We start from the raw sequence: 24,827 nt of genomic DNA, 5'->3' as shown, positions 1-24,827 counted from the left end.
GGCCGGTGGTCGCGGGCCGGAGAGTGAGACGATCCGCGCGGTTGCGACACTCACGGGTATGACAGCTTCTCTTCGCACGTTCTCGTCCCTCGTCCTGGGCGGGGTGGTGCTCGCCGCGGCACTGAGTGGATGCGCCATGTCGGCGGGGACCTCTCCTGTCCCGGAATCGACGTCCGCTCCGGACACCTCCGACACGTCACACGCACCGCAGGCGGCATGGCTGGATGCGACGTCGTTCGTCGTGAAGACATGGGGCGATGCGTGCGCTCCGCAGATCGGGGACATCGTCGCGGGGGACCAATCGCTCGAGCTCGTTCTCGTCGACGGCACGGATGAGGTGTGCGCGGCAGTGCAGACCGCTCACGGGATGTACGTCGGGCTGCCGGCGGCGTTCGACTCCTCGCGACCTGTCGAGCTGACAGTGACGGATCCCGGGGGAGAGACCACGGAACTGACGCTTCCCGGACTCGTGTCAGGAGAGATCATCCCGGCCGATCGGATGCCCGAGCAGACACCCGCGGCGGCATGGATCGACGCGCATGAACTCGCGGTCCTCACCTGGGGATCGTCGACCTGCATGCCTGCCTCCGGGGCCGTCGAGGCCGTCAGCGAGAACGAGGCGATCGTTCGGCTGGAGGAGAGCGCGAACGAGGTCTGCACGATGGATCTGGTTCCGCAGATCACGTTCGTGACGGCGGTGGGCATCGACCAGGACGCGAAACTGACGCTCGACGGATACGTCGATGCGGACGGCGCCCCGGTCGTCGTGACCATCGCGCGCTAGCTCTTCTTCGATGTCGCTCAGCAGCCTGGGGCCGATGGGCGCTGTTCGCAGGTGAAGGCCACGAGTGCGGTGTGGGCCTCGAAGATGCGTATTTCCCGTGCGGGGCCCGGGATCGTGAGTCGACCGGCGACCGGGAACCAGCCGCCGCCGAGGTCGACCTCCGCGGCGTAGCGGACGGTGACATGCGCCTGGTAGGTGCCGCGCTCGCGATAGACGTGGCTCGTCGCGGTCGGGGTGAACGGGGCCTGACCGAGCGCCGACCAGGTCTGTCCGCCGGTGCTCGATGTCGCAGAGGTGCCGTCGCCGTGCACGAACTCATAGTCGACAGGTGTGAACCGCACCGAGAGAGGGGTGCCGAGAAGGGTGCCCGAGCGCGTGTGCGCGGACGCCGCCGCGACGAAGTTCGTCGGCATCCCGGCCACACCGACGTTGTCGGGCTCGCCGACGTTCGCGACCGGATCGGGAGCGAATTGTGCGAGATCGTCGATCGTGATCGCCGGGGCGGCGGGCTCATCCGTCGCCGGTGGCGGGGGTGACGTCGGTTCCTCGTCGACCGCGGCACGAAAGCAGCTGCGGGAGCTGTTCCAGTCGTCGAGACACGAATCGAAGTCGAACTCGTGCACCGGGAAAGCCAGAGAGGTCGGGGTGGACGGGGACCCTCCGCCCGGGGCGTTGTTGTGCGGGCTGCCGGAAGAGGGCTGGGTCTGGGTGCCGGAGATGACGACGCTTGTGTTGTTGTCATTGCCTACGGCAACGTCGGCTCCCCCGACACCGCCGCCATCGCTACGGGTGGTTAGCGACAAAAGCACGACGGGCAGCAGGAGCGATCTCATCCAGCGCATGCGACATCAGCATCTCGATCCGCGCGATCGACGAGCATGCGTCCATCGGACACGATGAACGTGACGCGGAGCTGGTTTAGATCGGGGCGGTCGGTCGGTGTCACTGGGTTGCCGGATGGGTCAACAACGTCCGAGCCGCTCACATCAACGCACACCGCCGCTTCGACCTCTTCGAATGGTGCCTCGGCACTGATTCCGTCGAATCCGACGACCGCCATCTGGCCCGTGAACGCATAGTCTTTGGCGTGGAGTTGGGACAAAGTCTGACGGTCCGCTGCTTCAAAATCGCCGCTGGTTAGGTCGAACACTGGCTCGAAAGTGTCCGGGTTGCTGAGATCAACTGAGTTCAATGCGTCCGTGTAGGCCCGGTACGTCGCCTCCGCGGCGGCGAAGGCTTCTTCTTCCGAGGCGAAGGCTGCGGTCGGCGTGGGCGTCGGAGCCGGAGTCGGCGCGCAGCCCGCGAGCGTTATGGCGACCGCGACCATCGTGAGAGCGCCGAGGCGACGGGACATGGCGAGGGGAGGAGTCGGCGAGATCACCCCGTCACGGTAGCCCGGAGTGCGTCGGGCCCGGGGGAGTTATCCACAGGTCGGCGCCCATCGGAATCCGACTCCTGCCGTATCCGAACTTCTGATAGCCTTAACCGTCACTCGTGGCGTGCATGCGCGTGCCCTCGTGACGAGAAAACCAAAATCCAACTGCTGTGAAGCATGCAGTCGGCCGTGCGCGGTCGTTGCCTCCCAGCCCGAGTCTCCATTCAACAAGGACAACCCACTACATGACTACCGCAACGACCGCCCCGGCCACCAAGCAGGTCGCCATCAACGACATCGGATCTGCTGAGGACTTCCTGGCCGCGGTCGAGAAGACCCTGAAGTTCTTCAACGACGGCGACATCATCGAAGGCACGATCGTCAAGATCGACCGCGATGAGGTCCTCCTCGATGTCGGCTACAAGACCGAGGGTGTCATCCCCTCGCGCGAGCTCTCGATCAAGCACGACGTCGACCCCAACGAGGTCGTCGCTGTCGGCGATCTGGTCGAGGCCCTCGTTCTCCAGAAGGAGGACAAGGAAGGCCGTCTGATCCTCTCCAAGAAGCGCGCACAGTACGAGCGTGCCTGGGGAGACGTCGAGAAGATCAAGGAGAACGACGGCGTCGTCACCGGTACGGTCATCGAGGTCGTCAAGGGTGGACTCATCGTCGACATCGGCCTCCGTGGCTTCCTGCCGGCTTCGCTCATCGAGCTGCGCCGCGTCCGCGACCTCACGCCGTACCTCGGCCAGGAGATCGAAGCCAAGATCCTCGAGCTCGACAAGAACCGCAACAACGTCGTCCTGAGCCGCCGTGCGCTGCTCGAGCAGACGCAGTCGGAGTCGCGCACCACGTTCCTGAACAACCTGCACAAGGGTCAGGTCCGCAAGGGTGTCGTCTCGTCGATCGTCAACTTCGGTGCGTTCGTCGACCTGGGTGGCGTGGACGGCCTCGTGCACGTCTCCGAGCTGTCCTGGAAGCACATCGAGCACGCCTCCGAGGTCGTCGAGGTGGGCCAGGAGGTCACCGTCGAGATCCTCGAGGTCGACCTCGACCGCGAGCGCGTCTCCCTGTCGCTGAAGGCGACGCAGGAGGACCCGTGGCAGGTCTTCGCCCGTACCCACGCGATCGGACAGGTCACGCCGGGTAAGGTCACCAAGCTCGTCCCGTTCGGTGCGTTCGTCCGCGTCGCAGACGGCATCGAGGGCCTCGTCCACATCTCCGAGCTCTCCAGCAAGCACGTCGAGCTGGCTGAGCAGGTCGTGTCGGTCGGCGAAGAGGTCTTCGTCAAGGTCATCGACATCGACCTCGAGCGTCGTCGCATCTCGCTGTCGCTGAAGCAGGCCAACGAGTCGGTCGACCCCAACGGCACCGAGTTCGACCCGGCCCTGTACGGCATGCTCGCCGAGTACGACGAGAACGGCGAGTACAAGTACCCGGAGGGCTTCGACGCCGAGACCGGTGCGTGGAAGGAAGGCTTCGACGCCCAGCGCGAGGCATGGGAGCAGGAGTACGCTGCAGCCCAGGCTCGCTGGGAGGCGCACAAGGCTCAGGTCGTCAAGGCGGCCGAGGCCGAGGCTGCGGCCGGAGACGACTTCGGCGGTCAGACCTTCACCAGCGAGGCTGCCGGCGCCGGCACCCTCGCGGACGACGAGGCTCTCGCCGCTCTGCGCGAGAAGCTCTCGGGCGGCAACGCTTAAGCAGCATTCGGGAACGGGTCGTCACCTCGCCTTCGGGCGGGTGTGGCGGCCCGTTTCGCATATCCACACCGCGGAATCCCGCGCGTGACGCAACATTACGACGGCATTCGTGACAACCGATCCGCTCGGCCAGCATGGGCGTATGACCACCCTGCTGCCCGCACCGCGCACCGCCGCCGCTCCGACGGCGGTGGGTACGGCACAGGCCGTTCGGCTCGAAGGCATCGAACGATCGTTTCCTCTGCCGCACGGCCACCGCGACGTGCTGCGGGGCGTCGACGTCGACATAGCCGCCGGTGAGATCGTCGCCGTCGTCGGGCCCTCCGGCTGCGGCAAGTCGACCCTGCTGCGCCTCGTCGGAGGTCTGGACGCGCCGACACGAGGCGGCATCCGACTCGACGACACGCCCGTCGCCGACGTGGATGAGCGCACGGCCGTGGCGTTCCAGGAGCCGAGGCTGCTCCCGTGGCGCACGATCGCACAGAACGTCGAACTCGGCCTCCCGCGGGGCACCGCACGCCGCCTCGGCCGCGAACGCGTCCGTGAGCTGCTGCAGCTGGTCGGCCTCGATCATGCGACGGATCAGCATCCGCGCGAGGTGTCCGGCGGCATGGCCCAGCGCGCATCCCTGGCCAGGGCTCTCGCCCGGAACCCCGGCGTGCTCCTGCTCGACGAGCCTTTCGGAGCGCTCGACGCGCTGACGCGCCTGCGCATGCACGATCTGCTGCTGAAGATCCACTCCGCGGAGCCCACCACGATCCTCCTCGTCACGCACGATGTGGAAGAAGCCCTCTATCTCGCCGACCGTGTCCTCCTGCTGCGCACGCTGGGCGCGGCCGACGGCGACGAGTCCTCCATCGCCCGCACGATCACCGTTCCGGGCATCCGCCCCAGAGACCGCGCCGATCGCGGTCTCGCCGACCTGCGCGCCGACCTTCTCGAAGGCCTCGGCGTCGACACCCACCACCGCACCGCCGAGGAGACCCGATGAGCATCACCACCCGCCGAATCATCCCCGCGATCGCGATCGCCGGGACGATGATGCTCGTCGCGACCGGCTGCGTCGCGGGAGAGAACGCCGCGGCCACCGACACGAAGCCCACCTCCGGGACCACCGAGTGGTCGTCCGACACGTTGTCGATCGACTTCGCGACATACAACCCGCTGAGCCTCGTGATCCGTGACCAGGGCATCCTCGAAGATATCCTCGGCGATGACGTCGCCGTCGAGTGGGTGCAGTCCGCCGGCTCCAACAAGGCCAACGAACTGCTGCGCTCCGGCTCGGTCGACGTCGGCTCGACCGCGGGATCCGCGGCGCTCCTTGCCCGTGCCAACGGCTCGCCCATCCAGGTCATCGACATCTTCTCGCAGCCGGAGTGGGCGGCCATCGTCGTCGGACCGGACAGCGATATCACGTCGATCGAAGATCTGAAGGGCGCCTCCGTGGCTGCCACCAAGGGCACCGATCCCTACTTCTTCCTGCTGCAGGCGCTCGAAGAGGGCGGCCTGTCGCTCTCGGACGTCGAGGTGCAGAACCTGCAGCACGCCGACGGCCGGGCGGCTCTCGACGGCGGTTCGGTCGACGCGTGGTCGGGTCTCGACCCGATCATGGCCGCGGCCGAGGCAGAGTCGGGTGACAAGCTCATCTACCGCAACGTCGACTTCAACACGTACGGCTTCCTCAACGCCACCGAGGACTTCATCACGAACCACCCCGACCTCGCGCAGGCGGTCGTCGACGCCTACGAGCAGGCACGCGAGTGGGCGCTGGAGAACCCCGACAAGACTGCGGCGCTCCTGGCCGAGGTCGCCGGCATCGACCTCGGCGTCGCCACCACCGTGATCGAGGAGCGCTCGAACCTCGACGTGAGCGGCGTCCCCGGCGACGACCAGATCGCCGTGCTCGAGAAGATCGCCCCCGTGCTCGTGGAGTCCGGCGACGTGCAGGGCGGCAAGGACTCCGTCGACAAGGCGCTCTCCTCGATCGTGAACGCGACCTTCGCCGAAAAGGCGGTCGACGGCGAGTGAGTGAACTCGACCAGCGCGTGATCGTGCCCGCCGACTCGCGGGACGCGCTCGACTTCGCGAAAGGCGACTTCAGGCGGCCCGATGCCGCTGCCCGGCGCACCTGGGACCGTCCGGTCGTTCGCATCGTCGCCGGCCTCCTCCTCCCGGCGATCATCCTGATCGTCTGGCAGGTCGTCACGACGAACGGGCTCATCCCGCCCTACCGCCTGCCCACGCCCGCCTCGGTCTTCCAGGCCGGTGTCGAGCTCGCGGAGAGCGGCCAGCTCTGGACCCACATCGCCATCTCCGTGCAGCGCGTGCTGCTCGGATTCGCGATCGGCTCCCTGATCGGTCTCGCCGCGGCGGGAGTGGTGGGGCTGTCCCGGCTCGGCGACGTGCTGCTGAGCCCGACGCTCGCCGCCATCCGCGCCGTGCCGTCGCTGGCCTGGGTGCCGCTGCTGATCCTCTGGATGCAGATCGGGGAGGAGTCCAAGGTCACGCTCATCGCGATCGGGGCGTTCTTCCCCGTCTACACCACGGTCGCCTCCGCACTCCGGCATGTCGACCCGCAGCTCGTCGAGGCCGGACGCTCGTTCAGCCTGCGCGGATGGTCGTTGTTCCGCATCGTGCAGCTGCCCGCGGTCGTGCCGTCCGTCGTCTCCGGCCTCCGTCTCGCGCTGGCCCAGGCGTGGTTGTTCCTGGTCGCCGCTGAGCTCATCGCTTCGTCCATGGGGCTCGGCTTCCTGCTCACGGATTCTCAGAACAGCGGTCGAGTGGACCGCATCCTCCTCTCGATCGTGCTGTTGGCTCTGCTCGGCACCATCACCAACGGCGTTCTCGTGCTGGTGGAGAAGTACCTGCTCCGTCGGTGGGTGTGAGCGTGACCGAGGTGCGATTGCAGGAGGCTCGTGTCTACGAGCCGTCGGACCATTTCCCACACGCGAACGTGACGGCGGAGGCGTACGCGCGCGCCGCGGCGGACCCCATCGCCTTCTGGGAGGATGCGGCTCGACGCCTCGACTGGGCGGAGCCCTGGCACACACCCCATGAGTGGGAGCCGCCGAGCGGAGATGCGGTGCCTGCGGCGCGCTGGTTCACCGGAGGCACGCTCAACGTGGCCGTCAACTGCGTCGACCGGCACGTGGAGTCCGGCCGAGGCGACAAGATCGCCCTGCACTTCGAGGGGGAGCCGGGCGACCGTGTCGCGGTGACGTACTCCGACCTGCGGCAGCGCGTGTGCCGCGCCGCCAACGCCCTCGTGGCGCTCGGCGTCGAGGCGGGCGACCGTGTCGTGATCTACCTTCCCGTGCTCGTCGAGACGATCGTGATCACGCTGGCCTGCGCGCGGATCGGCGCCGTGCACTCGCTGGTCTTCGGGGGCTTCTCCGCCGAAGCCGTGCGCTTCCGCCTCGAAGACACCGGTGCGAAGCTGCTGGTCACGAGCGACGGGCAGTACCGACGCGGCGCTGCCACCGAGATCAAGTCCACGGCCGATGTCGCCGCCTCCGGTCTTCCCGCCCTCGAGCACGTGCTGGTGCTCCGGCGCACGGCCCAGGACGTGCCGTGGACGGACGGGCGCGATGTCTGGTGGCACGACGTCGTCGATACTGCGTCGCCCGTGCACGACGCGCAGCCGTTCGATGCCGAGCATCCGCTCTTCATCATCTACACCTCCGGCACCACCGGGAAGCCGAAGGGCCTCGTTCACACGTCGGGCGGCTATCTCACGCAGGCGAGCTGGGCGCACTGGGCGCACTTCGATGCGAAGCCCGACGACGTGCACTGGTGCACCGCAGACCTCGCCTGGGTCACCGCGCACACCTACGAGATCTACGGACCGCTCTCGAACGGTCTCACCCAGGTCATCTACGAGGGGACCCCGGATTCTCCGCACCGGGAGCGCCATCTCGAGATCATCGAGCGATACGGGGTGACTGTGTACTACACGGCCCCCACCCTCATCCGCACCTTCATGACCTGGTTCGGCACGCAGCTCCCCACCAGGCACGATCTCTCGACCCTTCGCCTGCTCGGCACGGTCGGCGAGGCGATCAACCCCGAAGCCTGGGTGTGGTTCCGCCGCAACTTCGGCCGTGACGAGCTTCCGGTGATCGATACGTGGTGGCAGTCCGAGACGGGCGCCGCGATGATCGCGCCGCTGCCCGGGGTCACACGACTCAAGCCGGGCTCGGCGTCGGTGCCCCTGCCGGGGATCGACGTCGCGGTGGTCGACGAGGACGGACGCGAGGTCGAACCCGGCCGCTCCGGAACGCTCGTGGTCCGCCGCCCGTGGCCCGGGATGGCTCGCACGGTGTGGGGTGACCCGAAGCGCTACCGCGACGCCTACTGGTCGGCGTATGCCGGTCACGGCGAGTTCGGTGGCTTCTACGTCGCCGGAGACGGTGCGACGCGAGACGCCGACGGGTACATCTGGATCCTCGGCCGACTCGACGACGTCGTCAACGTCTCCGGACACCGGCTCTCCACCATCGAGATCGAATCGGCTCTCGTCGCGCATGCCACCGTCGGTGAAGCCGGCTCCGCCGGCGTGTCCGACCCGATCACCGGGCAGGCCGTCGTCGCGTTCGTGACACCGTCGGGCCGCGCAGAAGTGACGCCGACCGACCTGCGTGCGCAGGTCGCGCAGTCGATCGGCCCTGTCGCCAAGCCAAAGCACATCGTGGTGGTACCGGACCTCCCCAAGACACGCTCGGGCAAGATCATGCGGCGACTCCTGGCGCAGCTGTGGGAGGCCGAGCAGGACCGCCGAGCAGGTCGCGATGCCCAGCCGCTCGGAGACACGACCTCGCTGCAGAACCCCTGGGCCGTCGACGACATCGCCAACGTGCTCGGTAGCGCTGAACTCTCGACACCGCTGAACTCTCGACACCGCTGAACTCTCGATACCGCTGAACTGAGGACATCATGACGGAAGAACATCGCTTCGGGTTCCGCACTCGGGCCCTGCACGCCGGCGGAACCCCTGACGCCTCGACCGGCGCGCGGGCCGTGCCGATCTATCAGACGACATCGTTCGTGTTCGACGACGCGGCGGATGCCGGCAACCTCTTCGCGCTGCAGAAGTACGGCAACATCTACTCCCGGATAGGCAACCCCACGGTCGCGGCCCTCGAGGAGCGTCTGGCGTCACTCGAAGGCGGGATCGGCGCCGTCGCCACCGCATCCGGGATGAGCGCGGAGTTCATCACGTTCGCAGCCCTCGTCGGCGTGGGTGACCACGTCGTCGCCGCTGCGCAGTTGTACGGCGGCACCGTGACTCAGCTGGACGTGACGCTGCGCCGCTTCGGTGTGGAGACCACATTCGTCGCCTCGACCGATCCTGCCGACTTCGCCGCCGCTATCCGTCCGGAGACGAAGGTCGTCTACGTCGAGATGATCGGCAACCCCTCGGGAGAGATCGCCGACGTCGAAGGACTGGCGGCCGTCGCCCATGCGGCCGGTGTGCCGCTCGTGGTCGATGCGACGCTGGCGACCCCGTACCTCGCGCGTCCCCTCGAGCACGGCGCCGACATCGTCATCCACTCCGTGACGAAGTTCCTCGGTGGACACGGCACCACGCTCGGCGGCGTCGTCATCGAGAAGGGCACGTTCGACTGGGGCAACGGCAAGTTCCCGCAGATGACCGAACCCGTCGACTCGTACGGCGGCATCAAGTGGTGGGACAACTTCGGGGAGTACGGCTTCCTCACCAAGCTCCGATCCGAACAGCTGCGCGACATCGGCCCCGCGCTCAGTCCGCAGTCGGCGTTCAATCTGCTCCAGGGCATCGAGACCCTTCCGCAGCGCATCGACGCGCATCTCGCGAACGCCCGGGTCGTCGCGGACTGGCTCGCCTCCGACCCGCGGGTCGCCTACGTGACCTGGGCAGGGCTCGAAGGACACCCGCATCATGAGCGTGCGGCCAAGTACCTGCCCCTCGGGCCCGGTTCGGTGTTCGCCTTCGGGGTCGCGGCCGAAGACGGGAGGGCGGCGGGGGAGACGCTGATCGAGAACCTGCAGCTGGCCTCCCACCTCGCGAACATCGGAGATGCCCGCACCCTGGTCATCCACCCGGCGTCGACGACACATCGCCAACTCACCGAGGAGCAGCTCGTCGCCGCAGGCGTGCGTGCAGATCTGATCCGCATATCGGTCGGACTGGAAGACGCCGACGACATCATCTGGGACCTCGACCAGGCTCTCACCACGGCGACAGGAACGAACCGATGAACGCGACGACATCGGGCGATGCGTGCGCGCTCCCCACCGTGACGGATGCTGCGGCCTGCGCGCTGCCCGGCGCGACGGCGACCATCCCCGGGCGCACCTGGATCGGGCCGAGCCAGCAAGAGCGCTTCGGTCTGCTGCGACGCGCGACATCCATCGCGATCGTCGGCGCCTCGAACAATCCTGCGCGTGCGTCGTACTTCGTGGCGACATACCTGCTCTCCAGCACGGCCTATGACGTCTACCTCGTGAACCCCCGAGAGACCCGGATCCTGGGGCAGCCCGTGTACGCGACGCTGAGCGACCTCCCCGTGGTACCCGACATCGTGGACGTGTTCCGTCGGCATGATGACCTTCCCGGCATCGCTCAGGAGGCGATCGAGGTGGGTGCCCAGACGCTGTGGCTGCAGCTGGGGTCCTGGAACGAGGACGCGGCGGCCATCGCGGAACGTGCAGGTCTCTCGGTGGTCATGGACCGGTGCATCAAGATCGAGCACGCGCGGTTCCACGGCGGCCTGCATCTGGCGGGCTTCGACACGGGCGTGATCAGCTCGCGCCGTCAGCTGCTCGCGAGGTGAGGAGCGGCCGCAGCGAACCTTAGACTGGCGGCATGCCCCTCATCGCGCTCACCGGCGGCATCGCCTCCGGGAAGTCGACCATCGCCCGGCGTCTGGCGGAGCACGGCGCCATCGTCGTCGATGCCGATCAGATCGTGCGTGACGTGCAGTCGCCCGGGTCGCCTGTGCTCGTGCGGATCGCCGAGACCTTCGGTGCCGATGTCATCGCGCCCGACGGCTCTCTCGACAGGGCGGCGCTCGGCGCGAAGGTCTTCGGCGACGCCGACCTCCTCGCGCAGCTGAACGCGATCGTGCATCCGGCGGTGCGCGAAGAGTCGCAGCGCCGCTTCGACGCGGCCTTCGCCGACGATGCCGACGCGGTCGTCGTCTACGACGTGCCCCTTCTTGTCGAAGCACGGGTGGACGACCCCTGGGACCTCATCGTGGTCGCGCACGCCCCGGCCGCTGTGCGTCGGCAGCGACTCGTCGAGCTGCGCGGGATGGACGAGCGCGCGGCGCAGGACCGGATAGACGCCCAGGTCTCCGACGAAAGACGTCTCGCGATCGCCGATGTGGTGATCGACACGTCCGACTCTCTCGAGCGCACACGCGCGCAGACGGATTCCCTCTGGGAGCGGATCAGCGCACGGTGACCTTCTCCGGTCACGCCCCGGGCTCCCGCGAGTATCGGCGTCTCATCGTCGGTCTGTTCTTCGCGGGGATCGCGACGTTCGCACAGCTCTACTCGGCCCAGGCCGTGCTGCCGCAGATCTCCTCCGATCTCGCGGTCGCCCCGGCGACGGCAGCCCTGAGCGTGTCTGCCGCGACGCTCGGCCTCGCGCTCGCGGTCATCCCCTGGTCGGTGGTCGCTGATCGCATCGGTCGTGTGCCCGCCATGGCCACGGGCGTGCTCACAGCCACGGTGTTCGGTCTCACCGCCCCGCTGAGCGGCGAGATCGGGATGCTTCTCGTTCTGCGTTTCGCGGAAGGGGTGGCGCTGGGAGCGGTGCCGGCTGTGGCGCTCGCCTATCTCAGCGAGGAGGTGGAGGCCCGCCACGCCGCCGCTGCGGCGGGAAGCTACATCGCCGGGACCACGGTCGGTGGTCTGCTCGGCCGCATCGCGTCGGGGATCGTCGGGGAGGTCGGCGGATGGCGCGCCGGCATCCTGTCGGTCGCCGTGATGTGCGCGGTCGCCGCCGCGCTGTTCCTCTGGCTCACTCCGCGCGCCAGGGGGTTCGTCCCCGGTCGTCTGCGCGCCGATCGCGGGCCCGGCATCCTGGAGAAGCTGCGTGCGCCGTTGCGCTCGCCCTTGCAGTGGGCGCTGTACGCGCAGGGATTCCTGCTGATGGGCGCTTTCGTGGCGGTCTACAACTACCTCGGCTTCCATCTGTCGGCCGAACCGTTCGTGCTGCCCGCCTGGGTGGTCACGCTGCTCTTCCTCGCCTACCTGGCCGGCACGGTCTCGTCTCCCTGGGCCGGGGCGCTCGCCTCGCGGGTCGGGCGCTTCCCCGTGCTGCTCGCCTCGATCGCTGTGATGGCCGCGGGCGCCGGCCTGCTGCTCGTGCCGGTGGCGACGATCGTGCTGGGCGGTCTCGTGCTCTTCACGGCCGGGTTCTTCGGAGCCCATGCCGTCGCCTCCGGATGGACGCCGGTCGCGGCAGGCCCCGCCAGTCGGGCCCAGGCGTCGTCGCTGTACTACTTCGCCTACTACGCCGGGTCGAGCCTGTTCGGGTGGATGCTCGGCCTCGTGTTCGGCGCCGCGAACTGGGGCTGGTTCGTCGCCGTCATCGTCGCGATGTGCGGCGTGGCTGCTCTCGCGGCCGTCTCGGCTCTGCGCGGCGCACCCACAGGGCAGTCGTCTTCCTGAAAGAAACTCCTCATGCTGTCGCGGCGGGCGACGCCGTGCGCATGGATGAGACCGGGGTGGATCCCTCTTGACGGCCTCGATGTCGGAGGGGCGGCATACGCTGGAGGTATGCAACCCACGCGCAGTGTCCGTCCTTTCGAGGTCATCAGCGAGTATGAGCCCGCGGGCGATCAGCCGAAGGCCATCGCCGACCTGGCGGCGCGCATCAACGCGGGAGAGACCGACGTCGTGCTGCTCGGCGCGACCGGTACCGGAAAGTCCGCGACGACGGCGTGGTTGGTCGAGCAGGTGCAGCGCCCGACGCTCGTTCTCGCACACAACAAGACGCTCGCCGCACAGCTCGCGAACGAGTTCCGCGAGCTCATGCCGAACAACGCCGTCGAGTACTTCGTGTCGTACTACGACTACTACCAGCCCGAGGCCTACGTGCCCCAGACCGACACCTTCATCGAGAAGGACTCCTCGATCAACTCCGAGGTCGAGCGACTGCGCCACTCCACGACGAACTCGCTGCTGAGCCGCCGCGACGTCATCGTCGTCTCGACCGTGTCCTGCATCTACGGACTCGGGGCTCCCGAAGAGTACCTGCGCGCCATGGTCGCCCTTCAGGTGGGGGAGCGCTACGACCGTGACGCCCTCATCCGCCAGTTCATCGCGATGCAGTACAACCGCAATGACGTCGACTTCTCGCGAGGCAACTTCCGGGTGCGCGGCGACACCATCGAGATCATCCCCGTCTACGAAGAGCATGCGATCCGCATCGAGCTGTTCGGCGACGAGATCGAGGCTCTGTATTCGCTCCACCCGCTCACAGGAGAGGTCATCGAGAAGCTCGACGCCGTGCCGATCTTCCCCGCCTCGCACTACGTGGCCGGCACCGATGTCATCCAGCGTTCGATCGGCACGATCGAGACCGAGCTGGAAGAGCGCCTGGCCGAGTTCGAGCGGCAGGGGAAGCTCCTCGAGGCGCAGCGTCTGCGCATGCGCACCACTTTCGACCTCGAGATGCTGCAGCAGTTGGGCTTCTGCTCCGGCATCGAGAACTACTCGCGCCATATGGATGGACGCGCGCCCGGCGAGCCGCCGCACACCCTGCTCGACTTCTTCCCCGACGACTTCCTGCTGGTGATCGACGAGTCGCACGTGACCGTCCCGCAGATCGGTGCGATGTACGAGGGTGATGCATCGCGCAAGCGCACACTCGTCGACCACGGGTTCCGGCTGCCGAGCGCCATGGACAACCGCCCGCTGCGCTGGGACGAGTTCAAGAACCGCATCGGTCAGACCGTCTACCTGTCCGCCACTCCCGGCAAGTACGAGATGGGCATCGCCGATGGCATCGTCGAGCAGATCATCCGCCCGACCGGTCTCGTCGACCCGGAGATCGTGGTGAAGCCGTCGAAGGGGCAGATCGACGACCTGCTCGAGGAGATCAGGGTACGGGTCGAGCGCGACGAGCGCGTCCTCGTCACGACTCTCACCAAGAAGATGGCGGAGGAGCTCACCGACTTCCTCGGTGAGCACGGGGTGCGGGTGCGCTATCTGCACTCCGACGTCGACACCCTGCGTCGCGTCGAGCTGCTCAGCGAGCTGCGCGCCGGCGTGTACGACGTCCTCGTGGGCATCAACCTCCTGCGTGAGGGACTCGACCTTCCCGAGGTCTCCCTCGTCGCGATCCTCGACGCCGACAAGGAGGGGTTCCTGCGTTCGGGGACCTCGCTGATCCAGACCATCGGTCGTGCGGCCCGAAACGTGTCCGGCGAGGTGCACATGTACGCCGACAAGATGACCGACTCGATGACGAAGGCGATCGAGGAGACCGACCGGCGTCGCGAGAAGCAGGTCGCGTACAACAAAGAGCACGGCATCGACCCGCAGCCGCTCCGCAAGCGCATCGCCGACATCACCGAGGTGCTGGCGCGTGAGGGCGCCGACACGGCAGAGATGTTGTCCGGTCGCGGTCGCGCCACCGGCAAGGGCAAGTCGCCCACGCCGAACCTGCGCCGCACGGGTATCGCGGCCGAGGGGGCGCAGCAGCTCGAAGCCACGATCCAGGATCTGTCCGATCAGATGCTCGCGGCAGCGGCCGAGTTGAAGTTCGAGCTCGCCGGGCGCCTGCGTGACGAAGTGCAGGACCTCAAGAAAGAGCTCCGTGCCATGGAGCGCGCCGGGCACGCGTAGGAGGCGGGCTGATGGACGCTGCGGGGAACGAACTCGCCGATCGGGTGCGTGCGTTGCTGGGCGTGGACACCGAGATCGAAGAGCGTCGGATGTTCGGTACCAGGGCGTTCCTCGACGACGGCCGCATCCTCGTCGGCGCGCGTCCGGGTGGCGTCCTTCTGGTGCGCGTCGATGACGAGAACGGTGCCGCGCTGCTCACGGAGCCCGGAGCAGCGCGGGCCGTCATGGGTGCGCGCACGATGAGCTCCGGCTGGCTCGACGTGGCGGCCGGGGCCATCGAGGACGACACCGCGCTCATGTTCTGGCTCGACGTCGCTCGGGAGTCGACGGGTTCGGCGAACGAGGCTCCAGAGGAGAACTGACGCGACGGGCGGGACCGTCGCCAAGGTCGAGGCCGCTACGGGCAGTGCACCAGGGTCTTCGGCCCGGTGCGGTCGATCTCGTGCTCCGTCATCGGTGCGCCGCATAGAGGGCAGGCGCGCTCGGCGCGCTCTGCGGCGCTCGGGGGCGGAGTCTTCTCGTAGGGGCCGACGGATGCGGGTCCCGCGAACCGGATGAGGTTCGTGTTCACCCAGGAATACAGCCCTCCGGCGTCGCGGATGCGAGTACGGAGGGGCGGGCGATCGGAATCCTGTGCCATGTTCATTAGTGTACTAACTATTAGTGCAGATGTATAGTCTCCCTTGTGACAGCATCCGATGACCTGCTCCGGCTCGAGAACCAGCTCTGCTTCGCCCTGGTGACCGCGGCGCGCAATGTCGTCGCCCTGTACCGTCCCATCCTCGAGCCGCTGGGGCTGACTCATCCCCAATACCTCGTCATGCTGGCACTGTGGGAGCGGTCGCCGCGGACTCTCAACGACCTGGCGATCGATCTCGCCATGGAGCCGGCGACGGCTTCGCCGCTCGTGAAGAGGCTGGAGACGGAGGGGCTGGTCGTGCGTCAGCGCAGCAGCGAGGACGAGCGGCGCCTGGAGATCACGCTCACGCCGGCGGGAACGGCGTTGCGTGACCGGGCGGTCGACGTTCCGCACCAGGTCATGGCGGCGGTCGGCATGGGCGTCGACGAGATCGCGGCGCTTCGGGACGGTCTCGGACCTTTCGCGGGGCGTCGTCCTGACCTCGGCTGACGCGTCGTGCGCTCACGGCTCGCGGGAATCGACGACCACGAGGTGGGGGAGCAGCCCCCTAGGGTGGAGGCATGTCGCGCCCCGAGCCCTCGATCCCGGGGCGGGAGCGTGCCGGGACAGACCGGCCGCGGGGGCTTCTGCTCCCGCTGATCGCGATAGCCGGCTTCTTCGCGACGATCATGTTCGCTGCCTCGGCACAGGGCCTTCCGCAGTTCGGAGGATGGTTCACCGCTACCGAGGAACGGGCAGGTGACGACGTCCTGCCGACGGCGCCGACGGAGACCGCGCCACCGCCGTTGGATCCCCCTGAGGATTCGCCGTTGCTCGCGATCATCGGCTACGTCCTCGCGGCGGTCGTCGTCGCCGTCGTGCTCGCGATGGTGTACCTCGGTCTTCGACTCCTGATCCGCTACCTCGTGGGTCTCTGGCGTGACCGTCCGCTCGCGCGTCGCGAGGCAGCGCGGGTCGATGCCCGGGTCGTCATCGCACCCGCGGCCCACGTCGAACCGGACGAGGCGACGATCCAGCGTGGAATCGCGGAGGCGCTGAGGACGATCGACGGTCGGACTCTGCCCGGCGACAGCATCGTGGCGGCGTGGGTGGGCCTGGAGGAATCGGCGGCGGATGCCGGCGCCGGCCGCGGCGTCAACGAGACGCCGTCGGAGTTCACCGTTCGCATCATCGGCCGACGTGCGGGGATCGCCGACGATGTCGTCGCCCTGCTGGGCCTCTACGAACAGGTGCGCTTCGGCGGGCACGACGCCGACGAGCGCGATCGGGCCCGAGCCGCCGACTGCCTCCGCGGTATCCAGAAGGGCTGGCGATGAAGAGACGGATCCTGGTCCTGGGCGTCGGTGCCGCCGTCGCTGTGATCGTCCTGCTCCTGCTCGGCCAGGTGGGCTTTCCGGTTCCGTTCGTCTTCGCCTGGATGATCCTCGCCATCGCGGGGGTGTGCGCCTGCCGACAGGAGTTCATCGAGGTCGGGCCTGTCTGGCCCCCCGAGAAGCCGAGCCGCAAGACGCGCGGCTCGGAGGTATCCCGCATGGCCTGGGCGATCAACACGCGCACGGGAGTCGCCGGGCACGTCGTCGTGCGCCGGGTGCAGAGCGTGTTGAGAAGACGACTCGCCCTGCGTGGACTCGACCTCGACGATCCCACGCATCACGCGCGCATCGACGCGCTGCTCGGCGGGGGAGTGCGCGACGCCCTGCACGGTCGTGAAGTGCGGAGCACTGACATCGAGATCGTGCTCGACGCGATCGAACGATTCCCGAATGACACGGAGGAGACCGGATGAGCAGCCAGGAGACCACGCAGATCGCCGCCACGGGGCGTCGAGTGCTCGACAGCGTACGCGGCGCCGTCGTCGGGATGGACGAGCCCCTCACGATCGCCCTCGCTGCGATCCTCGCGGGTGGCCACGTGCTCTTCGAAGACGTTCCGGGGTTGGGGAAGACTCTCGCGGCGAGGAGCCTGGCGTCCGCGCTCGGCCTCGGTTTCCGTCGCCTGCAGTGCACGCCGGACATGCTCCCGGGCGACGTCACCGGCTCCTACGTGTATGCACCGGCCTCCGGTGAGTTCGTGTTCCGACCCGGCCCCATCTTCACCGGCCTGCTCCTGGCCGATGAGGTGAACCGCACCACTCCCAAGACCCAGTCGGCGATGTTGGAGGCGATGGCCGAGCATCAGGTCACGGTCGAGGGCAACAGCTTCGCCCTACCGCGTCCGTTCCACGTGATCGCGACCTCGAATCCGATCGAGTACGAGGGCACGTACGCGCTTCCCGAGGCGCAGCTCGACCGGTTCATGGTGCGGCTCGCCGTCGGCTACCCCGGGCCGGACGATGAGACGCGCATCATCCTCGACCGCGTACGCCGACAGAGCCCCGATGCGTCCGTCGATCCGGTCATCGACGAACGGGGGCTCCTCGCGATCCAGGAAGCCGTCGAGAGGATCCACGTCGATGCCGATGTCGCCCGGTACTGCGTGGAGCTCACGAGGTCGACGCGGGATGCGACGCATGTCGCGGTCGGCGCCTCGCCGCGCGGATCGCAGGCTCTCGTCCTGCTCGGCCGCGCACTCGCGGCCCTGGACGGTCGCGATTACGTGCGGCCGGACGACATCAAGCGCATCGCGGAACCCGTGCTCGCGCACCGGCTGACCCTGACGCCGCAGGCCTGGGCGCAAGGAGTGGATCCCCGGTCCGTCGTGGCGACGGTGGTCGAGACTACACCGGTGCCGCCGACGGTGGCCGCGGTGCGATGACCGAGCAGGTCCGTGTCACGGCACGTGCCCCCGTGCACTGGAGTCGGACGCCCGTGATCGCGATCGGACTCGCCGGCTCGACGATCCTCGCTGCCGTGGGGCTCGTGTTCTCGCGACCCGACGTGATCGGCATCGGGCTTCCGCTCGCGCTCGCGACGGCATGGATGCTGCTGCGTCGGCCCGGTGACGATGTGCTGTCGATCGAGCTGCGTGCACGTCCGGAGCGCTCGGACGGCTCATCAGAGGTCATCGCCGCGGCAGATGCGGTCCTCGACGGCGACTGGCTCCAGATCGCGGTCGATCAGGAGGAGCAGCGGTCGGGGGTCGCCGACGTGAAGGTCGGGAGCTCCGTCCTCACGTCGCGCAACCGCCTGCAGCACTCCGGTCCTCTGGAGCTGCTCGGAGTGACCGTGCGCGGGGTCGCTCTCGACGGCGCGTGGGTCACCGAGGCTGCTCCTCGCGTCGCACTGCGGTGGAACACACCGCCGCGGCATGTCCGGATCGGGCGTCTCCCGGTCGCGCCGCGATTGAGGGGTCTGCACGGTGCCCATGAGGGATCGCGGCCCGGCCAGGGCGGAGACTTCCGTGACATCCATCCGTTCGCCCCCGGCGACGAACTGCGCCGCGTCGACTGGCGGGCGACCGCGCGCGCCGCTCGCCGACCGGGTGAACTGCTCGTGCGACGCACTGCCACCCTCAGCGATTCCTCGGTGGTGATCGCGGTCGACACCGCGGAGGATCTCGGGACCGTCGTCGCCGCCTGGGGAGCGGACGATGCCGACCGGGCAGGCGTCACCTCGCTGGACCTCGCGCGGGAGGCCGCGCTGTCCATCGCCACTTCGGCGGTCGGCGTCGGTGATCGGGTGGCGTACCACGCGCTGTCGCCCGGAGGTCTCAGCCTTCCCTCCGGTGGAGGTGCACGTCATCTCGCGCGGGTGCGGGACGTGATCGCGGCGACGGGTCAGAGTGACGAGGACTCCCGGTACCGCCGGTCGCCGGTCGTGCCTGCGGGATCCATCGTCTTCGTGCTCTCCACGTTCTTCGACGGTGTCGCCGCCCAGCTCGCCATCCGTTGGCGGGCGGCGGGGCACGCCGTGGTCGCCGTCGACGTGCTCCCGGCTCCGGACGAGAGCCGGCTCAGCCGTGAGCAGCGCATCGCGCTCCGGACCCTGCTCGCGGAACGCGCGGACATTCTCGTCGAGCTCCGGCATGCCGGCGTAGAGGTCGTCGCGTGGACGGATCAGGACGTCGACGTCGCGATGCGGCTCGCGGCGCTCCGTCAGCAGCGGATGCGGACGGTGCGGCGGTGAGACGCGGTCTCCGTTCGTTCCGGGTGCGGGCGGCTGCGCCCGGCGTCACGGTGCGGCTCCTGCTCGTCGCGATGGTGTGGGCAGGGGCGGTCGTGCTCGTTCCATTCCCGTTGTGGCAGGGCGTGGCGGTGATCGCCGCGGTCCTCGCTGTCGTGCTCCCGCGGTCCCTGGCGGCGTGGTTCGCGGCGGCGTGCCTGGTGTTCGGAGTCCTCCTGACCCCACCCGATCCGGGACGCACAGCCCTCGCCGTCCTGCTCGTCCACGCGATCCACGTGCTCGCATCGTTGAGCCTCGTGATCCCGATCTCCTCGCGTGTCGCCCTCGCCGTCCTGGGACCGAGCCTGTCGCGCTTCTGCGTCATCCAGCTGCTGGCGCAGCCCGTCGTCCTCGCGGCCTGGTTGCTGGCGCCGTCGAACGTCGAGCAGGGGATCACGGCGCTCGCCCCGCTCGCCGCAGTGATGCTCGTGCTCGGTGTCGGGCTGGCACTGAGAGCCGTCCGGAGCTCGGATGTGCCGCGGCCGGCACGATCGGCGGGAGAGGAATCGGTCGCCGAGCGTCCTCGCGGAGCCAATGTCCGTGGCCCCTCGTAGACTTGTTCGGTGCCCATCGTCCCCGTTGCCTCCTCCGGAAAACTCAGTGTCCGCGGTGCCCGCGTCCACAACCTCAAGAACGTCGACATCGACATTCCCCGCGACTCCCTCGTCGTGTTCACCGGCCTGTCCGGATCGGGGAAGTCCAGCCTCGCGTTCGACACGATCTTCGCCGAGGGGCAGCGTCGCTACGTCGAATCGCTGAGCGCGTACGCGCGCCAGTTCCTCGGCCAGGTCGACCGACCGGACGTCGATTTCATCGAGGGCCTCAGCCCTGCCGTCTCGATCGACCAGAAGTCGACCAACCGGAACCCGCGATCGACCGTCGGCACGATCACCGAGATCTACGACTACATGCGCCTGCTCTGGGCGCGTATCGGTATTCCGCACTGTCCTGAATGCGGCGAACGCATCCAGCGTCAGACGGTGCAGCAGATCGCCGATCAGTTGATGGAGCTCCCCGAGCGCACGCGCTATCAGGTCGTCGCGCCGATCGTCTCGCAGAAGAAGGGCGAGTTCGTCGACCTGTTCCGCGAGCTCGGTGCCAAGGGATACTCGAGGGCCATCGTCGACGGCGACCTCATCCAGCTCGCCGAGCCGCCCACGCTGAAGAAGAGCTACAAGCACGACATCGCGGTGGTGGTCGACCGTCTGGTCGCGTCCGACGACATCCTCGGGCGCGTCACCGACTCAGTCGAGACCGCGCTCGGGCTCGCGGGCGGCGTGGTGCAGATCAACTACGTCGACGGCGAGGGCGACGACGCGTGGCAGACGTTCTCCGAGAAGCTGGCCTGCCCGAACGGGCACGCCCTCACTCTCACCGAGATCGAACCGCGCACGTTCTCGTTCAATGCGCCGTTCGGCGCCTGCCCTGCATGCTCGGGGCTCGGCACGCGCATGTCCGTCGACGTCGATCTGATGCTCGGCGACGAAGACCTCTCGATCCGCGAGGGCGTCATCATCCCGTGGACGACTCAGGGAAAGGGCCTGTTCCAGTACTACGAGCGTCTGCTCGAAGGTCTTTCCAATGATCTCGACTTCTCCTTGGACACCCCCTGGCGCGAACTCCACTCCGACGTGCAGAACGCCGTGCTGCGCGGCGAGAACTACAAGGTCTCCGTCAAGTGGAAGAACCGCTACGGCCGCGAGATGCGATACACCTCCGGTTTCGAGGGTGTGGTTCCGTACATCGAGCGGCAGTACCTGCAAGCCGAGTCCGACAACCAGCGCAACCGCTGGGGTGAGTACCTCCGCGAGGTGCCCTGCCCGGTGTGCGATGGCAACCGGCTCAAGCCCGAGGTACTGGCCGTGCAGGTGCACGGTCATTCCATCGCCGAGGTCTCGCATCTGAGCCTCGCCGACGCGCGCGCTTTCATGGAGACCCTCACCCTCACCGACCGTGAAGCGAAGATCGCGGCCCAGGTGCTCCGCGAGATCCGCCTCCGCCTCGACTTCCTTCTGCAGGTCGGTCTCTCGTACCTGAACCTCAGTCGTTCGGCGGGCTCCCTCTCCGGTGGAGAGGCGCAGCGCATCCGGCTGGCGACGCAGATCGGCTCGGGGCTGACCGGCGTGCTCTACGTGCTCGATGAACCGTCGATCGGACTGCACCAGCGCGACAACCGCCGCCTGATCGAGACGCTGCTCACCCTGCGCGACCTCGGCAACACCCTGATTGTGGTGGAGCACGATGAAGAGACCATCGAGGCAGCGGACTGGGTCGTCGACATCGGTCCCGGTGCCGGAGTCAACGGTGGCGAGGTCGTGCATTCGGGCCCGTATTCGGCGCTGCTCAATGACAGCGCATCGATGACGGGGGAGTACCTCTCCGGTCGCCGCGAGATCCCGATGCCGACGAAGCGGCGGAAGATCGACAAGAAGCGGATGCTCAGTGTGGTCGGGGCCCGTGCGAACAACCTCCGCAACGTCACCGCCGACTTCCCGCTCGGCGTCCTGACCGCGGTCACGGGGGTCAGCGGCTCCGGCAAGTCGTCGCTCGTCAACGACATCCTCTACCAGGTGCTGGCGTCGCGCTTGAACGGTGCACGCACCGTTCCCGGCAAGCACACGCGGGTGACCGGGCTCGACAACCTCGACAAGGTCGTGCACGTCGATCAGGCACCGATCGGCCGCACCCCGCGATCGAACCCGGCCACCTACACGGGGGTGTTCGACCGCATCCGCACGCTTTTCAGTGAGACACCGGAAGCGAAGGTCCGTGGATACCAGCCCGGCCGATTCAGTTTCAACGTCAAGGGCGGCCGATGCGAGGCATGTTCCGGTGACGGCACGATCAAGATCGAGATGAACTTCCTGCCCGACGTGTACGTCGACTGCGAGGTCTGCCACGGCAAGCGTTACAACCGCGACACGCTCGCCGTGCACTACAAGGGCAAGAACATCGCCGAAGTGCTCGAGATGCCGATCGAGGAGGCAGCCGATTTCTTCGAGCCCATCCAGGCGATCCACCGCTACATGAAGACGCTCGTCGACGTCGGGCTCGGGTACGTGCGGCTGGGCCAGTCGGCGACGACGCTCTCCGGCGGCGAGGCGCAGCGCGTCAAGCTGGCGACCGAGCTCCAGCGTCGCAGCAACGGGCGCAGCATCTACGTGCTCGATGAGCCGACCACGGGTCTGCACTTCGAAGACGTCCGCAAGCTCCTCGAGGTGCTCAACGGCCTGGTCGACAAGGGCAACACGGTGATCGTCATCGAGCACAACCTCGACGTGATCAAGTCGGCGGACTGGGTGATCGACCTCGGACCTGAAGGCGGTTCCGGCGGTGGCCAGATCGTCGCCACGGGTACCCCGGAGCAGATCGCCCGCGTCGAGGCGAGCCACACCGGGCTGTTCCTCGGCGAGATCCTGGGTGAGGGGCGCTCCGCGCGGAAGGCCAGCTGATGGCCGATGTGCTGTCGTACAAGCCGAGGCCGGGGGAGATTCCCACCGACCCCGGCGTGTACCGCTTCCGCGACTCTGCCGGCCGGGTGCTCTACGTGGGCAAGGCGAAGAACCTGCGTCAGCGTCTGTCGAACTACTTCGCACCGCTGCGCACGCTGCATGAGCGCACCCGTCGTATGGTCACCACCGCGTCGTCCGTCGAGTGGACGGTCGTCCCCACCGATGTCGATTCGCTGCAGCTCGAATACATGTGGATCAAGGAGTTCGATCCGCCCTTCAACGTGCGCTACAAGGACGACAAGTCCTACCCGTTCATGGCCGTGACCCTCGCGGACGAAGCACCCCGAGTGATCGTCACCCGCAACCGCAAGATCCCCGGCGCACGGTACTTCGGTCCGTTCCCGAAGGTCTGGGCGGTGCACGAGACCATCGACCTGATGATCAAGGCCTTCCCGATCCGCACGTGCAGCGACTCCAGCTACCGGCGTGCCATGCAGACAGGCCGTCCGTGCTTCCCCGGGCAGATCGGCAAGTGCGGGGGCCCCTGCTCGATGACCGTGAGCATCGAGGAGCACCGTGCCATGGTCGACGACTTCGTCGCCTTCATGGCAGGTGGCGACGAGCGTTTCACCCGCGAGCTCACGAAACGGATGCTGGCGGCATCCGCGGCGATGGACTATGAAGCAGCGGCCAAGTACCGTGACAAGCTCTCGGCGATCGAAGCCGTGCTGGGCAAGAGCGCACTGGTCCTCCCCAGCGACGAGGACGCCGATCTGTTCGGGATCGCGGAAGACGAACTCGCCGCCGCAGTCCAGCACTTCGTGATCCGTGGCGGCAGGGTGCGTGGTGTGCGCGCCCTGACCATCGAGAAGGAGATCGACATCTCCAGCGGCGAGCTCGTCGAGCAGGTGCTGCAGCGGGCCTACGGAGAGGCGCAGGACGTTCCGCGTCGGATTCTGGTTCCGACACTGCCCGATGACGCTGCGGAGCTCGAGGTGTGGCTGCGTGAGCGCCGCGGCAAGAAGGTCGAGATCGCGGTCGCGCAGCGCGGCCAGCGTGCCGACCTCATGCGCACCGCCACGCTCAACGCGCAGCAGGCACTGATCCGGCACAAGACGCGACGCACGACCGACTATGTCGCTCGAACCCAGGCGCTGACCGACCTGCAGGAGGCGCTCGGCATGGACGAAGCGCCGCTGCGCATCGAGTGCTTCGACATCTCCCACCTCGGTGGCACGAATGTCGTCGCGTCGATGGTGGTGTTCGAAGACGGGCTTCCCCGTAAAGACCAGTACCGGTCGTTCAACATCGCCGAGACGACCGACGACACCGATTCCATGTACCAGGTGCTCCGTCGCCGTCTGGCCTACCTCGATCGTCCCGAAGAGCCCGAGGCCATCGACCCGACGACCGACGAGGTCGTGGCGGAAGACGTCGGGGAGGCGACGGTGCGACGCAAGCCCCGATTCGCCTATCCGCCGCAGCTGCTCCTCGTCGATGGGGGACAGCCGCAGGTGGAGGCCGCGGCCCGAGCGCTCCGCGACGCCGGACACACCGAGATCGCGGTCTGCGGCATCGCCAAGCGTCTCGAGGAGGTCTGGCTCCCCGGCGAGGACTTCCCCGTGATCCTGCCCCGCACGAGCGAAGCCCTGTACCTTCTGCAGCGCCTGCGCGACGAGGCGCACCGGTTCGCGATCACGCATCAGCGGAAAAGGCGGCGCAACGACATCGGCTCGGTGCTCGCCGAGGTACCGGGACTCGGGGCCTCCCGCATCAAGGTGCTGCTCAAGCACTTCGGTTCGGTGACCGCTCTCCGCGCCGCCGAGCCGGAACAGATCGAAGAAGTCCAGGGAATCGGTCCCGTGCTCGCTCAGAACATCCACACGCACCTGTCCACTCGCTAGGCTGGAGGCCGAGGGGGAGAGGGAGCACTGAGC

23 protein-coding genes are annotated in these 24,827 nt (G+C 67.9%); 20 read left to right on the top strand and 3 right to left on the bottom strand.

The genetic code is table 11. The annotated features are described in order from the left end of the window. Window positions 1-58: 58 nt before the first annotated feature. Entirely contained in the window at window positions 59-784 is a 726-nt protein-coding gene (locus L687_RS40385; protein WP_021201542.1) for a hypothetical protein, read from the top strand. A 17-nt stretch (window positions 785-801) separates the two neighbouring features. On the opposite strand, the gene L687_RS40380 is transcribed toward L687_RS40385, so the two are convergent. Then, window positions 802-1,617 carry a hypothetical protein gene (locus tag L687_RS40380; RefSeq protein ID WP_235045256.1) on the bottom strand — a complete coding sequence of 272 codons (816 nt, stop codon included), beginning with the start codon at window positions 1,615-1,617 and terminating at the stop codon, window positions 802-804. Next, the gene (locus tag L687_RS40375) at window positions 1,614-2,165 is read right to left on the bottom strand and encodes a hypothetical protein (RefSeq protein WP_152525987.1); all 552 of its coding nucleotides are present in this window, start codon (window positions 2,163-2,165) and stop codon (window positions 1,614-1,616) included. The genes L687_RS40380 and L687_RS40375 overlap by 4 nt, the downstream gene beginning before the upstream one ends. A gap of 239 nt (window positions 2,166-2,404) precedes the next feature. On the opposite strand from L687_RS40375, the gene rpsA reads away from it, so the two are divergent. The 11 genes from rpsA to L687_RS40320 all read left to right on the top strand — a co-directional run bounded on the left by rpsA (window position 2,405) and on the right by L687_RS40320 (window position 15,060). Continuing rightward, on the top strand, window positions 2,405-3,859 hold the full coding sequence (rpsA, locus tag L687_RS40370; protein WP_021201539.1) for a 30S ribosomal protein S1: 1,455 nt from the start codon (window positions 2,405-2,407) through the stop codon (window positions 3,857-3,859). Window positions 3,860-4,001: 142 nt separating this feature from the next. Further along, window positions 4,002-4,850, top strand: coding sequence for an ABC transporter ATP-binding protein (locus L687_RS40365; RefSeq protein ID WP_021201538.1), 849 nt, complete (start codon window positions 4,002-4,004; stop codon window positions 4,848-4,850). Next, window positions 4,847-5,887 carry an aliphatic sulfonate ABC transporter substrate-binding protein gene (locus tag L687_RS40360; RefSeq protein ID WP_021201537.1) on the top strand — a complete coding sequence of 347 codons (1,041 nt, stop codon included), beginning with the start codon at window positions 4,847-4,849 and terminating at the stop codon, window positions 5,885-5,887. Before L687_RS40365 ends, L687_RS40360 begins: the two co-directional genes overlap by 4 nt. Then, the gene (locus L687_RS41700; RefSeq protein WP_021201536.1) at window positions 5,884-6,744 is read left to right on the top strand and encodes an ABC transporter permease; all 861 of its coding nucleotides are present in this window, start codon (window positions 5,884-5,886) and stop codon (window positions 6,742-6,744) included. The genes L687_RS40360 and L687_RS41700 overlap by 4 nt, the downstream gene beginning before the upstream one ends. An 11-nt stretch (window positions 6,745-6,755) precedes the next feature. Further along, entirely contained in the window at window positions 6,756-8,762 is a 2,007-nt protein-coding gene (acs, locus tag L687_RS40350; RefSeq protein WP_235045257.1) for an acetate--CoA ligase, read from the top strand. A 29-nt stretch (window positions 8,763-8,791) separates the two neighbouring features. After that, window positions 8,792-10,096, top strand: a complete 1,305-nt coding sequence (locus L687_RS40345) for an O-acetylhomoserine aminocarboxypropyltransferase/cysteine synthase family protein (RefSeq protein ID WP_021201534.1) — start codon at window positions 8,792-8,794, stop codon at window positions 10,094-10,096. Beyond that, window positions 10,093-10,671 (top strand): CoA-binding protein, encoded by a 579-nt coding sequence (locus L687_RS40340; RefSeq protein ID WP_021201533.1) that lies wholly within the window; start codon window positions 10,093-10,095, stop codon window positions 10,669-10,671. The genes L687_RS40345 and L687_RS40340 overlap by 4 nt, the downstream gene beginning before the upstream one ends. Window positions 10,672-10,703: 32 nt before the next feature. Beyond that, the gene (gene coaE / locus L687_RS40335) at window positions 10,704-11,303 is read left to right on the top strand and encodes a dephospho-CoA kinase (protein WP_021201532.1); all 600 of its coding nucleotides are present in this window, start codon (window positions 10,704-10,706) and stop codon (window positions 11,301-11,303) included. Then, window positions 11,300-12,517, top strand: a complete 1,218-nt coding sequence (locus tag L687_RS40330) for an MFS transporter (protein ID WP_021201531.1) — start codon at window positions 11,300-11,302, stop codon at window positions 12,515-12,517. Before coaE ends, L687_RS40330 begins: the two co-directional genes overlap by 4 nt. Window positions 12,518-12,625: 108 nt before the next feature. After that, window positions 12,626-14,698, top strand: a complete 2,073-nt coding sequence (gene uvrB, locus L687_RS40325) for an excinuclease ABC subunit UvrB (protein WP_021201530.1) — start codon at window positions 12,626-12,628, stop codon at window positions 14,696-14,698. Between the two features lie 11 nt (window positions 14,699-14,709). After that, entirely contained in the window at window positions 14,710-15,060 is a 351-nt protein-coding gene (locus L687_RS40320; protein WP_021201529.1) for a TfoX/Sxy family protein, read from the top strand. Between the two features lie 35 nt (window positions 15,061-15,095). On the opposite strand, the gene L687_RS40315 is transcribed toward L687_RS40320, so the two are convergent. Further along, window positions 15,096-15,338 carry a hypothetical protein gene (locus tag L687_RS40315; protein WP_172889137.1) on the bottom strand — a complete coding sequence of 81 codons (243 nt, stop codon included), beginning with the start codon at window positions 15,336-15,338 and terminating at the stop codon, window positions 15,096-15,098. 45 nt (window positions 15,339-15,383) lie between these two features. On the opposite strand from L687_RS40315, the gene L687_RS40310 reads away from it, so the two are divergent. From L687_RS40310 to uvrC, 8 genes are all read left to right on the top strand, one after another. Next, window positions 15,384-15,827, top strand: coding sequence for a MarR family winged helix-turn-helix transcriptional regulator (locus tag L687_RS40310; RefSeq protein WP_021201527.1), 444 nt, complete (start codon window positions 15,384-15,386; stop codon window positions 15,825-15,827). 71 nt (window positions 15,828-15,898) lie between these two features. Next, entirely contained in the window at window positions 15,899-16,654 is a 756-nt protein-coding gene (locus tag L687_RS40305; protein WP_021201526.1) for a DUF4129 domain-containing protein, read from the top strand. Beyond that, window positions 16,651-17,124 (top strand): hypothetical protein, encoded by a 474-nt coding sequence (locus tag L687_RS40300; RefSeq protein ID WP_021201525.1) that lies wholly within the window; start codon window positions 16,651-16,653, stop codon window positions 17,122-17,124. The genes L687_RS40305 and L687_RS40300 overlap by 4 nt, the downstream gene beginning before the upstream one ends. Further along, complete coding sequence (locus tag L687_RS40295; protein WP_021201524.1) at window positions 17,121-18,092, top strand: AAA family ATPase; 972 nt, start codon at window positions 17,121-17,123, stop codon at window positions 18,090-18,092. Before L687_RS40300 ends, L687_RS40295 begins: the two co-directional genes overlap by 4 nt. Beyond that, window positions 18,089-19,402: a DUF58 domain-containing protein gene (locus L687_RS40290; RefSeq protein ID WP_021201523.1), complete on the top strand. Its 1,314-nt coding sequence runs from the start codon at window positions 18,089-18,091 to the stop codon at window positions 19,400-19,402. The genes L687_RS40295 and L687_RS40290 overlap by 4 nt, the downstream gene beginning before the upstream one ends. Beyond that, the gene (locus L687_RS40285) at window positions 19,399-19,992 is read left to right on the top strand and encodes a hypothetical protein (protein WP_021201522.1); all 594 of its coding nucleotides are present in this window, start codon (window positions 19,399-19,401) and stop codon (window positions 19,990-19,992) included. Before L687_RS40290 ends, L687_RS40285 begins: the two co-directional genes overlap by 4 nt. A gap of 9 nt (window positions 19,993-20,001) precedes the next feature. Further along, on the top strand, window positions 20,002-22,890 hold the full coding sequence (uvrA, locus tag L687_RS40280; RefSeq protein WP_021201521.1) for an excinuclease ABC subunit UvrA: 2,889 nt from the start codon (window positions 20,002-20,004) through the stop codon (window positions 22,888-22,890). Continuing rightward, a complete protein-coding gene (gene uvrC / locus L687_RS40275; RefSeq protein ID WP_021201520.1) occupies window positions 22,890-24,794 on the top strand; it encodes an excinuclease ABC subunit UvrC in 1,905 nt (634 codons plus the stop codon). The genes uvrA and uvrC overlap by 1 nt, the downstream gene beginning before the upstream one ends. Window positions 24,795-24,827: the final 33 nt, after the last annotated feature.

The sequence above is a fragment of the Microbacterium maritypicum MF109 genome, from assembly GCF_000455825.1.
GTDB lineage: Bacteria > Actinomycetota > Actinomycetes > Actinomycetales > Microbacteriaceae > Microbacterium > Microbacterium maritypicum_A.
This window is presented reverse-complemented; position numbering and strand designations above follow the sequence as displayed.